Consider the following 12,654-nt stretch of genomic DNA (forward strand, 5'->3'; position numbering starts at 1 on the left):
GGCGCGGCTGATGGCGGCTAACCCATACTATTCGGGACCGCCAAGCGACCATTTCGACGGCACCCGTTTCTTCAATCCGGACCAGCCGACCACCGATCGCGGGCTGCTGCAGGTCTTACGCTGGAAGGTGACGGAGCGGGCAGCCGATTGGCCCGAGTCCGTGTCCGTCGTCCCGGCCCGTCCCGCGGCGCGGGTGGACCGGCTGACGGTCACGATGGTCGGCCATGCGACCCTGCTGATCCAGGCGCCCGGCGTCAACCTGCTGACCGACCCGGTCTGGTCCGAGCGAGCGAGCCCTCTGACGATCGCGGGGCCGAAGCGGGTAACGGCACCGGGTGTCGCATTCGAGGACCTGCCTCCGATCGACGTGGTGCTGCTCAGCCACAACCATTATGATCACCTTGACACGGCGACGCTGCAGCGGCTGCAGGCGGTGCATGATCCATTGATCGTCATGCCGCTCGGCAATGACGCCATCGTTGGCAAGGCCGTGAACAAGGCGCGCATGGTGGTCGGCGATTGGGGCGACCGAATTGGCCTGGGCGGAGGCGGCGCGACCACCCTGACCCGCGCCAACCACTGGTCGGCGCGCGGCACCCGTGACCGGCGCATGGCCTTGTGGTGCGGGCATTGGATCAAGACGGCCGCGGGTTCCGTCTGGTTCGCGGGCGACACCGGCTATGGCAGCGGAACGATCTTTCCGGAGATCCGCGCGCGCCACGGCGCCCCGGATGTCGCGCTGGTCCCGATCGGCGCCTATGCACCGCGCTGGTTCATGGCCGCGCAGCACGCCGACCCGGGCGAGGCCGTGCGGATCATGCGGGACGTAGGCGCGGCCCGAGCGCTCGGCATCCACTGGGGCACGTTCCAACTGACGGACGAAGCCCGGGACGAGCCGGCCGAGCGGCTGCGGGCGGCGGTTGCGGAAGCGGGGATCGCCGCCGATCGCTTCGTGGCAGCCGAGCCTGGCGGCGTGTACCGCTTCTGACGGTCAGACCGCGCGGGCGTGGCGGCCGGCGCTTTCGTCCAGGTAGGCGTCGAAGGCGGCGGCGACGGCGCGGACCAGCGGCCGTCCGGCATCCGTCACCTCCAGCACCTCGCCGTGGCGGGCCACCAGACCGTCGGCGACCAGCTCGTCGAGCGCGCCAGATCGCGCGATGGAGCGCGGGTCGACTGCGAAGCTCCGGCAGACCTGGGGAAGGTCGACCCGGTAGTCGCACATGATCCGCTCGATGATCGAGCCGCGCAGGGTGTCGTCGGGGGTGATCGGGCATTGGCGGGCGGTCGGCAGGTGCCCCGCGGCGACCCGCTTTTGATAGTCGGGCACGGTCGCGGCGTTCTGGATATAGCCGCCGGGCGTGCGGCCGATCGCCGAAGCGCCGAGGCCGATCAGGGTGGAACAGGGGTCGGTCGTGTAGCCCTGGAAGTTGCGGTGCAGGCCGCCGTCCTGCGCTGCGCGGGCGAGCGGGTCAGCGGGACGGGCAAAATGGTCAAGGCCGATCGCCTGATAGCCGGCGGCGGTCAGCTCCTCGGCGATGGCGTCGGCCTGGGCGAGCCGCTCGGCCGAGCCCGGTAGGGCCTCGGTCGGGATCTTGCGCTGGTGCGCCTTGAAGCCGGGCACGTGGGCGTAGCCGAACACCGCCAGCCGGTCCGCGCCGAGGTCGACTGCCTGGCGGACCGTGTCGCGGCAGGAGGCCACCGTCTGGTGCGGCAGGCCGTAGATGAGGTCGAGGTTGATCGCCTCGACTCCGGCCGCGTGGAGGCCGTCCACCGCAGCCTTCGTCTCCGCAAAGCCCTGCACCCGGTTGATCGCCTGCTGCACGGCAGGATCGAAGCTCTGCACGCCAAGGCTGGCGCGGGTGAAGCCGCTGGCACCGAGTGCCGCAACCATGTCGGGTTCCAGCGTACGAGGGTCGATCTCGATGGCGACCTCCGCGTCTGGCCGGAACTCGAAGGCGGCGCGCAGGTCGGCCATTAGCGCCGTTATCTGCTCCGGTGCCATCAACGTGGGCGTGCCGCCGCCGAAGTGGAGATGCCCCAGCGGCATCCGCGCAGTCAGGGCCGCGGCGACCAGGGCGATCTCGGCCGCGAGGCTGTCGAGATAGCGGGCGACCGGTTCGCGCCGGCGGGTCACGCTGGTGTGGCACCCACAATACCAGCACATGGCTCGGCAGAAGGGAATGTGGACGTAGACGGACAACGGTTCGTCCCCCGGAACGGCGCTGAGCCAGGTGCGCGCGTCCGCATCGCTTGCGGCGGGCCGGAAGTGAGGCGCCGTCGGGTAGCTGGTGTAGCGGGGCAGTTGCCGCTGGCCATAACGCGCCAGGAGGTCGGGGCTGAGACTAGACATGGGCCGCTCATAGCCGCCGCCCGCAGACCGCTAATTGACCTCGGTCAATGCCGGGCGGAAAAGGCCGCGGCTGTGGGGTGCGAACAGCACCGTGTCGCAGCCCCGCTGCTCCGCCATCTCCTGCAGCGCCGCGCAGAGCCGTTCGCGGCCGGGCGCGCGGCCGCTCAGTTCGCACAGCACGAACGGATCGACCTTGAGGGCCAGTCCGTGGCGGTCGTGCGGCTCGACCCGCCAGGCGGCGATGCCGAGCAGCTGCCCGCCGGAGGTCGCCAGCGTCAGCACTCCGCTGCCCTCGCCCGCGGTGAGCCGCGCCGCCGCCGCCTGCCACTCGGGTAGCGAGAGGTGCGGCTGCGTCATTCGCAGCAGCGGCAGGGCGGCCGGCACCATGTCGAGCGTCAGGGGAAGGGTCTGCAGCTTGGTCATCGCTCTAAGCCCGACGCTACGGGCAACTGCGTATGTCGGCTTTGAGGTGGATCATTCATCAGCGATCCGTCGCATCGACACACGAAGAGGATTGCCGTCCATGGCCAGTGCCGCACCCCGCACCCTTGCCGATCTGCCGACCGGTCATCCGTGCGGTGGCTGCGACGCGCGCAGGGTGGCACTGTGCGGCGTGCTGGATTGCACGGACCTGACCACGTTGCGCTGCCTGGGCGGAACTCAGGCGCTCACGGGCGGGCACGCGCTGTTCCACGAAGGCGATCGGGCGAGCCAGGTCTACAACATCACCAATGGCGCGATTCGGCTGACCAAGCTGCTACCCGACGGCCGCCGGCAGGTTATGGGCTTCATGTTCCCCGGCGACTTTCTCGGTATCACCCTCGGTGACGAGCATGCCTTCACCGCCGAGGCGCTGGGTGACACGCTGCTGTGCCGCTTCCCACGCGCTCGCTTCGACGAGTTCGTCGAGGAGCATCCGGAGCTGGAACGCGAATTGTACCGCAAGGCGGCGCACGAGCTGGCCGCGGCTCAGGCGCAGATGCTGCTGCTTGGCCGCAAGTCGGCGGCGGAGCGACTGGCCAGCTTCTTCCTTGACCTAGCCGCGCGGCAGCAGCGGCTGACGGCCGCAACCTCGCGCTTCGTCGACCTGCCGATGTGCCGGGCCGACGTTGCCGATTATCTGGGGCTGACCAAGGAAACGGTTAGCCGGCTGCTGGCCCAGCTCAAGCAGCAGCGGCTTCTCCGACTTGAGACGTTGAACCAGGTCGAGCTGCTGGATCTGCCCGGCCTGACAACGCTGGCCGAAGGCGGCGCGGATATGCTGGCGGCCTGACGCAAAGCCGCGAGCTTCATTGAACCTTCCGCGATCCTCGCCGTTCTGCCCCTGAAACGACTAGCGGGGGACGGGATGGCCGACACTGATACCTTGAGCAGAACCATGCGCGCGGCCGTTCTGGCCGGACCAGGACAGATCCGCGTGGACGAGGTCGCGCTAAGCGAACCCGGGCCCGGCCAGGTGCGGGTCAAGCTGGAGGGCTGTGGCGTGTGCGCCTCGAACCTCGGGCCATGGAGCGGGCCGGAGTGGCTGACCTATCCGGGAGAGCCAGGCGGGATGGGCCACGAAGGCTGGGGCGTGATCGAGGCGGTCGGTGAGGGCGTCAGCGGGTTGGCGGTCGGCGACCGGGTGGCGGCGCTGAGCTACAATAGCTACGCCAGCCATGACATTGCTGACGCCGACAAGGTGGTCAGGTTGCCGGCCGAGCTGGCCGACCAGCCGTTTCCGGGCGAGCCCCTCGGCTGCGCGTTCAACATCTTTCATCGCGCCGACATTCGAGCCGGACAGACGGTCGCGATCGTCGGCATCGGCTTCCTGGGCGCGCTGCTGACCAGGCTGGCGACGGACGCGGGCGCGCGGGTGATTGCCATTTCCCGCCGCGACTATTCACTGGACGTCGCCAAGCAATTCGGCGCGGCCGAGGTCATCCCGATGACCGATCACCAGGCGATCATCGACCGTGTCAAGGAGCTGACCGGTGGCAAGTTCTGCGAGCGGGTAATCGAGGCGGTCGGCAAGCAGTGGCCGCTGGACCTGGCGGGCGAGCTCACCGCCGAGCGCGGCAAGCTGATCGTCGCGGGGTACCACCAAGACGGGCCGCGGACGGTCAACATGTGGCTATGGAACTGGCGCGGGATCGACGTGATCAACGCCCACGAGCGCGATCCTGCCGCTTATGTCGCGGGCATCCGCGAGGCGGTGGAAGCGGTCGCGGCGGGGCGGATCGATCCGTCGCCGCTCTACACGCATCGCTACCGGCTGGACGAGCTGGCGCAGGCGCTGGACGACACGCGCGACCGGCCGATGGGCTTCCTCAAGGCGATCGTGGTCCCATGAGCGAGCGGCCTCGCGTCGGCTTCCTGGGGGTGGGCTGGATCGGCCGGCACCGGATGGAAGCGATGGTGAACACGGGTGCGATCGAGGTCGCGGCGGTGGCGGATCCGGACGGCGACAGCCGGGCGGCGGCGCTGGAGCTTGCGCCCAATGCGGCCACGGTGGACTCGATCGAGGAGCTGTTGACCCAGGACCTGGACGGGCTGGTTATCGCCAGCCCCAGCGCGCTCCATGCCGAGCAGTCGATCCGGGCGCTGGAGGCAGGCGTGTCGGTGTTCTGCCAGAAGCCGCTTGGCCGGACAGCCGCCGAGGTAGGGCAAGTGGTGGAGGCGGCGTGCAAGGCCGACCGGCTGCTCGGCGTCGACCTCAGCTATCGCCAGACCGCGGGCATGCAGGCGATCCGGGAACTGGTGTGGCGCGGCGAGCTGGGCCGTGTGTTCGCGGCCGACCTGACGTTCCACAATGCCTACGGGCCCGACAAGAGCTGGTTCTACGATCCGGCGCAGTCCGGCGGCGGCTGCGTCATGGACCTTGGCGTGCATCTCGTCGACCTTGGGCTTTGGGCGCTCGGCTGGCCGGCGGTGAAGGACGTGCAGGCGCAGCTCATGCACGGTGGCGCGCCCCTGACCGACCCGAGCTGCAACTGCGAGGATTATGCGGTTGCGACGATCACCACCGAGGACGGCGCAGTGCTGCGCATCGCCTGCTCGTGGCGGCTGCGGGCCGACCGGGAAGCGGTGATCGCGGCCGACTTCTACGGCACGGACGGCGCGGCGGCGCTGCGCAATGTCGATGGCAGCTTCTACGCCATGGACTCGCTGCGCATGCACGGGACCTGGGCGGAGCCGCTCACCGACCGCGAGGACGACTGGGGTGGACGCGCCGCGGCCGACTGGGCCCGGCGGCTGGGCGCGGGCGAGCGGTTCGACCCCGAAAGCGCTCGGCTAGTGGACGTGGCCCGGGTGTTGGATCGCATCTACGGCCGCTAGCCGACGCTCCATCCGCTCGGCGGCAAGGAGGTTGCGACGCTGTTCGTCCGGCCAGTGGTCCAGGGTTGATGCGCTGAGCCGGTGCGCGCCGACCCGGAAGGCGGCGTGGGCGACCAAGGTGAAGGCAAGCAGGGCCGGGTTGCAGTCCAACGCGGCGGCGAGCCGATCGGCGTCGCTGGCGGAAAGATCCAGCTCAAGGATCGCTCCGGCAACATCCCAGGCGATATCCTGGCAGCCGATCAGGTCGTGCGCCTGGTGGTGGTCGACCGCGTCCGCCTTGCGCAGCTGGCCCGACGGAAGCCGCAGCCACTCATGCGCGGCCATGCGACCGTCGGTGCAGACCGGGTGCGGCGCGAGGCCAGTCAGGTCGGGCGACCAGTCGGCCAGCGCCGGCAAGTTGCGGTGGACCATGGTGACCAGGGTGGCGAGGCTGGCGCCGGGCTGCGGCGCGGCCAGCCCCCGGCGCCAGCGAAGATAGGCGATCAACTCGCCAACGCTTGGGCGGGTCGGACTGGCGTCCTCCCAACGGCTTACCAGCCACCCGCCGGTCAGTCCGGCGACCTCGCTGCCGAAGCCGGCGTCCTCCAGGCGGAGCGCCAGGTCCAGGCGGCGGTCGCCGATCCGGCCCAGTCCCGCGAACTTAACCAGCCACGCGCCGTCGTCGGCGTGCACCAGGAACTTGCGCCGCTCCCACATTGGATCGATCGCGGGCCAGTCGGCTTGGGCGGCAGACCAGAGTGGACGCCACCTGCCTGCGGAGAGGTCGGCGGTGCCGCGGATTGGACCGGTGAACCGGGCAACGTCGCTCCAACGCGGCTCGTCCAGCTGCACGACGGGGCGCTGCGCCGTGGTCCAACGGCGGCGGTGGCGCTTGCTTGCTTGTGTGCCGAGCGGGTTCGAGTGGCCTGGCAGAAAGGCGATTCGATCCGGCGCGACGCCGCGGTCCTCCAGCCACTCGGCCACCGCGCCGAAGCTGCTGCCCGACATGCCGGGACCTTCGTCAACGACGACGAAGTGCGGATCACCGTCAAGCAGCGCGGCGGCGAACTCGTCCGCCAAGCGCAGCTCGCGGGCGAAAGGATCGCCGGTCGGGCGGACGGTGAAGGGCGGGGGCGCGTTCAGCGCCGCCGCGGCCATGCACGCCAGTCCGGTGCCGATGCTGCGCAACCCGATGATCCTCGGTGGGGCAGTCAGGTGAAGCTGGCGGGCGGCGAGCGCATAAGCCTCGGGGCGCAGGGCATAGAAGGCATAGCCTTCGGGCAGTTTCACCGCGACCCGGTCAGGCAGGTCGTCCGATTGCTGCACGGGCGGCAGGGGCCGGGCAGGCTGACCTTCCCATGATCCGAGCAGGGCGCCCGCCAGGCGGGTCAGCTGTTGGAGCAGCAACAGCTCGGCTGGCCGCACCCGATCCTCGCCGGACGCCTCGAAGTCGGCGTCCGCGACGCCCTGCGTCACGCCGGCGAGATCAACAAAGGTGCGGGTCAGCCGATCGTGGGCAAGCTCGCCGGTGGCAAGGTCGGCCGCAATCTCGGCGAGCCGGGCGCGGGGATCGACCAGTTCCGCATGGTCCCCGTAGACCAGCACGCGCTTACTCGGCGGCGGCGAGCGCCGTCTGCTTGTCGGAGCCGGGAAAGCCGAACGCCGGCGCCTCGCGCAACTCTTGCGCGAAATAACGGGTAGTCGCTTCCAAGCCCTGCTGCAGCGAGACCTGCGGGTCCCAGCCGAGCAGCGACCGAGCCAGCTCAATATCGGGGCGGCGCCGTCGCGGATCGTCCTGCGGCAAGGGACGGGTGACGATCGGGCTGGCGGTTCCCGTCAGGGCGACAACACGCTCGATGAGGTCGCAGACCGTCAGCTCGAGCGGGTTGCCGAGGTTCACGGGCCCCGGCTGCGGACCATCGTAGGCGAGCAGCTTGAGAATGCCGTCAACCAGGTCGTCGACATAGCAGAAGCTGCGGGTCTGGCTGCCGTCGCCATAGACGGTGATCGGCTCGTTCGACAGCGCCTGGCAGATGACATTGCTGACCACGCGCCCGTCGTCCGGGTCCATGCGGGGACCGTAAGTGTTGAAGATGCGCACGACGCGGACATCGGCCCGGCCAAGACGATCGAAGTCGAACGCCAGCGTTTCGGCAGCCCGCTTGCCCTCGTCGTAACAGGCGCGCGGACCGGTGCAGCTCACCCAGCCGCGATAATCCTCACGTTGCGGGTGCACCTCCGGGTCGCCGTAGACCTCGCTAGTTGAGGTCAGCAGCAGCCGGGCGCCGTGCTGCTCCGCCACGCGCAGCAGGTTGCGGGTGCCGAGCACGTTGGTCAGCATCGTGTGCTCGGGGTCAGCTTGGTAGGCGGGCGGCGAGGCGGCGCAGGCGGCGTTGACGATGTGGCTGAACGGCTTGGCAGTCAGCTTCTTCGGCAACTCCCACGTGACGTCATGCTCGACGAAGGTCATTCGCCGGTTGGCGGTGAGATGCGCGAGGTTCCTGGCGCGGCCGGTCTGGAGATTGTCGACCACGACCACGTCGGCACCCAGCGCAAGCAACCGGTCGACCAGGTGCGAGCCGATGAAGCCCGCGCCGCCGGCGACCAGCACGCGGGTAAAGGGAGCAGCCGTTCGTCCGTCCGAGTTCATGCGACTTCCTCTACGCGCTTCTCGCCGCCAACCCGCGCCTCGGCGAGGTGCCGCTCCAGTTCCTCGGCCCGGTGCCGCGCGGTATGCGCGACCAGCACTCGTGCGCGCGCCGCTTGCCCGATCCCGGCAGCTTGGTCCACTCCGATCCCGTCCAGCGCCGCGATCACATCGGCCGTGGAACGCGCGAACAGGATCTCGCTGCCGGGCCGCAGCAGCGTGTCCAACCCATCCCAAACGTCCGAAATCACCGGTGTGGCGCAAGCGGCCGCTTCGAACAGCCGTACGGAGGGGGACCAGCCAGCGGCGATCATGTCGGCGCGGGTAACATTGAGGGCGAAGCGGCTGGCCGCGTAGAAGGCCGGGTGGTCGGCCGGCGGCACATGCTCAATGCGCTCGACGTTGGCCGGCCATTCGACGGACTTCGGATACTGCGGGCCGGCGACGCAGAAGCGGCGGTTGGGTAAGGCGCGGGCGACGGCGTTCAGAAAGCGCTCGACGGTGGGCTGGCGGTCGTCGCTGTAGGTGCCGAGATACGAAAGGTCCCAGCGCTGCTCGACTTCTAGCGGCCGGTACTTGTCGGCATCTACCGAGCAGTAGAGCGGCCGGGCCGCGGGCGAGCCGTAGAACTCTTCAATGAAGTTGAGCGTCGGGCCGCCGGTAAAGCTCAGGTAGACGTCGAAGCCTGGGATGACCTCGGGCGAGAGATACTCGAAGTCGCCGCGCTTCAGCTTGGAAAGAGTAACGGGGGTGTCGATGTCGTAGAAGGCGGTGGTGCCGTCGGCGGTGGCTTGGACGAACTTCGCTACGTCCACCCCCTGCGGCACGTAGGAGCCGACCATCACCGCGTCCGCTCCCGCGATCTCGGCCGTCCAACGATGGAGGTCGTCGAGGTCGCTATAGAACTCCAGCCGGCAATAGTTCGGATCGGCTAGGTCGCGCTGGTTGCGATACCAGGGGACGTCGCGTTCCAAGAACAGAATGTCGTGGCCGCGCTCCGCGTAAGCCTGGAGTAGCGCGCGGAACGTCGTGGCGTGCCCGTTACCCCAGGACGAAGACAGAGAGAGGCCGAGGACGACGAGCTTCATGCGGCCACCAGCTCTCGCTTGGCGGCGAGTTCGTCGCGCAGGATGCGGTCGGCCTCGACGCCGCGCCGCTCGTAGGTGTGCTCGGCCAGCACGCGGGCCAGGGCAGCCTGGCCGATGCTGCGGGCGCGCTCGGGGGTGAGCGCCTCGAGCAGGTCGGCGACGTCCTGCCCGTCGCGCGCAACCAGCACTTCGGAGTCGGGCTTGAGGAACAGCTCGATCCCCTCCCAGGCGTCGGTGATCAGGCAGGCGGCGGCGCCGGCGGCCTCGAACACGCGCGTGGCGGGGGAAAAGCCGATGTTGGCCATGCTGTCGCGGGCGACGTTGAGGACTGCCTGCGGCGTGCAGTTGAAGGCATTGTGGTCGGCGGTGCCGACATGGCCGATCGCCGACACGTTGCCGGGCATACCCTTGCCCTGCCAGCCGTTGCCGCCGAGCAGGAAGCGCTTGTCGGGCAAGCGCGCGGCGGCCCGGAGGAAGAACTCCTCCACCCGCGCCTCGCGGTCGGGCAAGCGGTTGGCGAGGAAGGCGAGGTCGCTGGCGAAGCGCGGCTCGGGCGCGACCGGGTGGTGGGTGGCGGGGTCGAGCGCGTTGTAGATGGGCACGCAGCGGCGGGCGCCGAAAGCCTCGTACTGGCGGATCACGGGCGGTCCGCCGCCGTAGGTCAAAACGAGGTCGAACTCGGGCAGGCGCCGGCGCAGCGGGTGGTCGGGCGCGCCCGCCAGCTCCTCCAGCGTGGCGGCAGCGTCCACGTCCCAATAGACCTTGAGCGCGTGAGGAGCGGAGCGGTCGATGACGCCTTCCAGCAGCTCGTCGTCATACACGCCGACGCCGCTGGCCTTTACGACGATATCGGCGGCGGCGGCCTCGGCGAGCACGCGTGCGCAGGCCTCGGGGCTGGCGTCATAGACCTGCACCTTGGCATACGCGGGTGGGTCGATGTCGCGGTGCTGCTGCCGCTCGAACGCGTCGGGTTCGTAGAAGGTGATGTCATGGCCGTGCCGAGCCAGCTGGCTCAGGACGCCGCGATAGTAAGTGGCGGCGCCGTTCCAATAGCTGCTGAGCAGGGAGGAGCCATAGAAGGCGAGTTTCATGCGTAGGCTCTTTCGGGGGCGAGTTGCGCGACAATGCCGAGCAATTGGTCGGCGCGGTGGGCGCAGCTGTGGCGGGCGCGGATGGTGGCAAGGCCATGGTCGGCGAGGCTGCGGCGGAGGGCCGGCTCGGCGGCGAGCGCCCGCAGGTGGCGGGTCATGGCCGCGCCGTCCTGGGCAACCAGAAAGTCTTCGCCGGGCGTGAAGAGCTGCTCGCTGTCGTCCCACGGCGCGCTGACGAGCGGGATGCCGCAAGCCAGCGCCTCGAACACGCGGATGGTCGGAATGCCGGGCAGGAGCGTGGTGTAGAAGCGGCGTGGCACGTGAACGGTGGCCAGGTGGCGGGCGAACACCTCGGGCGCCTTGGCGTTGGGCAGCCAGCCGCGGAAATCGACGCCGTAGCGGGCGAGGGTGGCCAGCGCTTCCGCGGGGTAGCGGACGCCATAGATGTCGAGCGGCAGGCCAGCGTCCTGTGCGGGGCGGAAGAGATACTCCTCCAGCTCGGCCGAGCGCTCGCCATCACCCCAATTGCCGATCCACACCAGGCCGTTGCGCTCCCCTTCCGCGGCCGGCGGGTGGAAGTGGCGGGTGTCGGCCGCCTCGTGAAAGGTCCACACCCGGTCCTGCCAGCCCCAGCGGCGGTAAACCTCGCTCAGCGTCTCGCCGAATGCGAGAACGCCGTCGTAGCCGCTGAGGTCGAATGCGCGGATTGCTTCGGGGTCGCTGACCGCCCGATGGTGGGTGTCGTGGAACAGCAGGGTAAAGGGCGCACCACGCTTGCGATGTTGGCCGATGGCGGCGACCAGCGCGGGCTCGTTCCATTCGTGGACGATGACGAGGTCGGCTCCGTCGGTGAGCTCGGCCGGATCGACGTCGGCGTCGTAGACGGTGGCGGTGAGGTCCGGATAGGCTTCGCGCCAGGCAGCCAGACCCGGGGAGCCGTGGTCGCCGAGCAGGTTGCCAAGGCTCCAAGCGCCACGCGGCTCAAGCGCCTGGACCTCGTGCCCGCGCACCTGGAGTTCGCGCAGCAGTCCGCGCAGGAAGTGGGCGTTGCCGTGGTTCCAGCAGCTCTGCAGCGAATGGGTGAGGTAGACGATCTTCACGCCGCGACCTTCCGCTCCCGTCCGAGCAGGTCGCGATAGTGGCCGAGCATGGCATGGCCGGTCGCTTCGGGAGTAAAGCGCGCGGCGCGGCGACGGGCGGACTCGCCCAAGCGGCGGCGCTCGACCGGATCGGCGGCCAGGCGGTCTACCGCAGCCGCAATCTCGTGCGGCGAGTCCGCGAACAGGGCGGCGTCGGTCCATAGCTCGTGGAAAGTCGGAATGGAGGACAGGACCAGCGGGCAGCCGGCCTGCGCGGCCTCGAGCACCGACAAGCCAAAGGGTTCGTACCGTGACGGAGAAACAAAGATCGGGCGTTCGGCCAGCAGTTCGGCGAGCCGGTCTTCGGGAATCAGGCCAAGTGATGCAGCGGCGGACAGCTGCACCATTGCGCCATTGGGACCGACGAGCGGGCCGGCCGCGCGAAACGGCGTGGCGGACAGCGCTGCGGCCGCGTCGAAGGCGGTGACGTTCTTGCCTTCGTCCCATAGGCGGCCGGCGGTGAGGCAAAAGCAAGCCCCATCGCTCGGCGCGGCGGCGACGGCGGCGGTGCGGCCGTTCGGAACGGCGAGCGGCGCCTGGGCGAGACCATAGGCCTGACGCACGGCGGCCGCGAAGGCGCGGGTTGGCGCGACCAGCAGGTCGGAGTGGCGCAGGCCTTCGCGGGCCAGCGCGGTGCGCCACGCGAAGTCGTCCGGCAGCGATTCCTCGCGCATTGCGGCCCACCAGGTGGCGACACAGCTGTGAACCACGGTGACCACCGGAGCCGGGAAGTCTGCTGCGGCGAGGGCGGGCGCGTGGAGCTGGACCAGGTCGGCGTCAGCGCGCGCGGCCAGTTCGGCGAGCGCGGTGCCGGTCGTGCGAAGCGTAGCCTCGTCAGCCGCGGTCCAGTCGAGCGGCAGGCCGGTCTCAACCAGTTGCAGACCGGGGATGGCGGCGGCGCGGGACAGCTGCCCGGCGTTCGGCGAAGGGCCGAGCACCGCCAGGAACGTCATCGTGTCGGCCTGCTCGGCAAGGGCGGCGGCGAGTTCCAGCGAGTAGGTCCACACGCCCCCGACGGCGTCGGTGGTGAGCATTAGGCGGA

Annotated in this window: 12 protein-coding genes; 4 read left to right on the forward strand and 8 right to left on the reverse strand. The window is 69.7% G+C overall.

The window, feature by feature from the left end; translation table 11 throughout:
* Positions 1 to 10: 10 nt before the first annotated feature.
* Positions 11 to 988, forward strand: coding sequence for an MBL fold metallo-hydrolase (locus tag OMW55_RS01950; protein ID WP_264880396.1), 978 nt, complete (start codon positions 11 to 13; stop codon positions 986 to 988).
* 3 nt (positions 989 to 991) lie between these two features.
* Here OMW55_RS01950 and hemN read toward each other — a convergent pair whose 3' ends face one another.
* Complete coding sequence (hemN, locus tag OMW55_RS01955) at positions 992 to 2,350, reverse strand: oxygen-independent coproporphyrinogen III oxidase (protein WP_264880397.1); 1,359 nt, start codon at positions 2,348 to 2,350, stop codon at positions 992 to 994.
* Positions 2,351 to 2,380: 30 nt separating this feature from the next.
* Positions 2,381 to 2,773, reverse strand: coding sequence for a hypothetical protein (locus OMW55_RS01960; protein WP_264880399.1), 393 nt, complete (start codon positions 2,771 to 2,773; stop codon positions 2,381 to 2,383).
* A gap of 100 nt (positions 2,774 to 2,873) precedes the next feature.
* Here OMW55_RS01960 and OMW55_RS01965 point away from each other — a divergent pair, with 100 nt between their 5' ends.
* The 3 genes from OMW55_RS01965 (at position 2,874) to OMW55_RS01975 (ending at position 5,668) form a co-directional block, all read left to right on the forward strand.
* Positions 2,874 to 3,623 carry a cyclic nucleotide-binding domain-containing protein gene (locus tag OMW55_RS01965; protein WP_264880401.1) on the forward strand — a complete coding sequence of 250 codons (750 nt, stop codon included), beginning with the start codon at positions 2,874 to 2,876 and terminating at the stop codon, positions 3,621 to 3,623.
* Positions 3,624 to 3,728: 105 nt separating this feature from the next.
* Positions 3,729 to 4,682, forward strand: coding sequence for an MDR/zinc-dependent alcohol dehydrogenase-like family protein (locus tag OMW55_RS01970; protein WP_264880403.1), 954 nt, complete (start codon positions 3,729 to 3,731; stop codon positions 4,680 to 4,682).
* On the forward strand, positions 4,679 to 5,668 hold the full coding sequence (locus OMW55_RS01975; RefSeq protein WP_264880405.1) for a Gfo/Idh/MocA family protein: 990 nt from the start codon (positions 4,679 to 4,681) through the stop codon (positions 5,666 to 5,668). The genes OMW55_RS01970 and OMW55_RS01975 overlap by 4 nt, the downstream gene beginning before the upstream one ends.
* Here the strand turns inward: OMW55_RS01975 and OMW55_RS01980 are convergent.
* The 6 genes from OMW55_RS01980 to OMW55_RS02005 are packed head-to-tail and all read right to left on the reverse strand — an operon-like array spanning position 5,624 to position 12,646.
* Positions 5,624 to 7,252, reverse strand: a complete 1,629-nt coding sequence (locus OMW55_RS01980) for a hypothetical protein (RefSeq protein WP_264880407.1) — start codon at positions 7,250 to 7,252, stop codon at positions 5,624 to 5,626. The two genes, OMW55_RS01975 and OMW55_RS01980, sit on opposite strands and share 45 nt — an antisense overlap.
* A gap of 4 nt (positions 7,253 to 7,256) precedes the next feature.
* The gene (locus OMW55_RS01985; protein WP_264880409.1) at positions 7,257 to 8,297 is read right to left on the reverse strand and encodes a UDP-glucuronic acid decarboxylase family protein; all 1,041 of its coding nucleotides are present in this window, start codon (positions 8,295 to 8,297) and stop codon (positions 7,257 to 7,259) included.
* A complete protein-coding gene (locus OMW55_RS01990; protein WP_264880411.1) occupies positions 8,294 to 9,382 on the reverse strand; it encodes a CgeB family protein in 1,089 nt (362 codons plus the stop codon). The genes OMW55_RS01985 and OMW55_RS01990 overlap by 4 nt, the downstream gene beginning before the upstream one ends.
* Complete coding sequence (locus OMW55_RS01995; protein WP_264880413.1) at positions 9,379 to 10,473, reverse strand: CgeB family protein; 1,095 nt, start codon at positions 10,471 to 10,473, stop codon at positions 9,379 to 9,381. The genes OMW55_RS01990 and OMW55_RS01995 overlap by 4 nt, the downstream gene beginning before the upstream one ends.
* On the reverse strand, positions 10,470 to 11,573 hold the full coding sequence (locus tag OMW55_RS02000; protein WP_264880415.1) for a CgeB family protein: 1,104 nt from the start codon (positions 11,571 to 11,573) through the stop codon (positions 10,470 to 10,472). The genes OMW55_RS01995 and OMW55_RS02000 overlap by 4 nt, the downstream gene beginning before the upstream one ends.
* Positions 11,570 to 12,646, reverse strand: a complete 1,077-nt coding sequence (locus tag OMW55_RS02005; protein ID WP_264880416.1) for a glycosyltransferase family 4 protein — start codon at positions 12,644 to 12,646, stop codon at positions 11,570 to 11,572. The genes OMW55_RS02000 and OMW55_RS02005 overlap by 4 nt, the downstream gene beginning before the upstream one ends.
* Between the last annotated feature and the right edge of the window lie 8 nt (positions 12,647 to 12,654).

This window comes from Sphingomonas arvum, from assembly GCF_026013565.1.
Taxonomy (GTDB): domain Bacteria; phylum Pseudomonadota; class Alphaproteobacteria; order Sphingomonadales; family Sphingomonadaceae; genus Sphingomicrobium; species Sphingomicrobium arvum.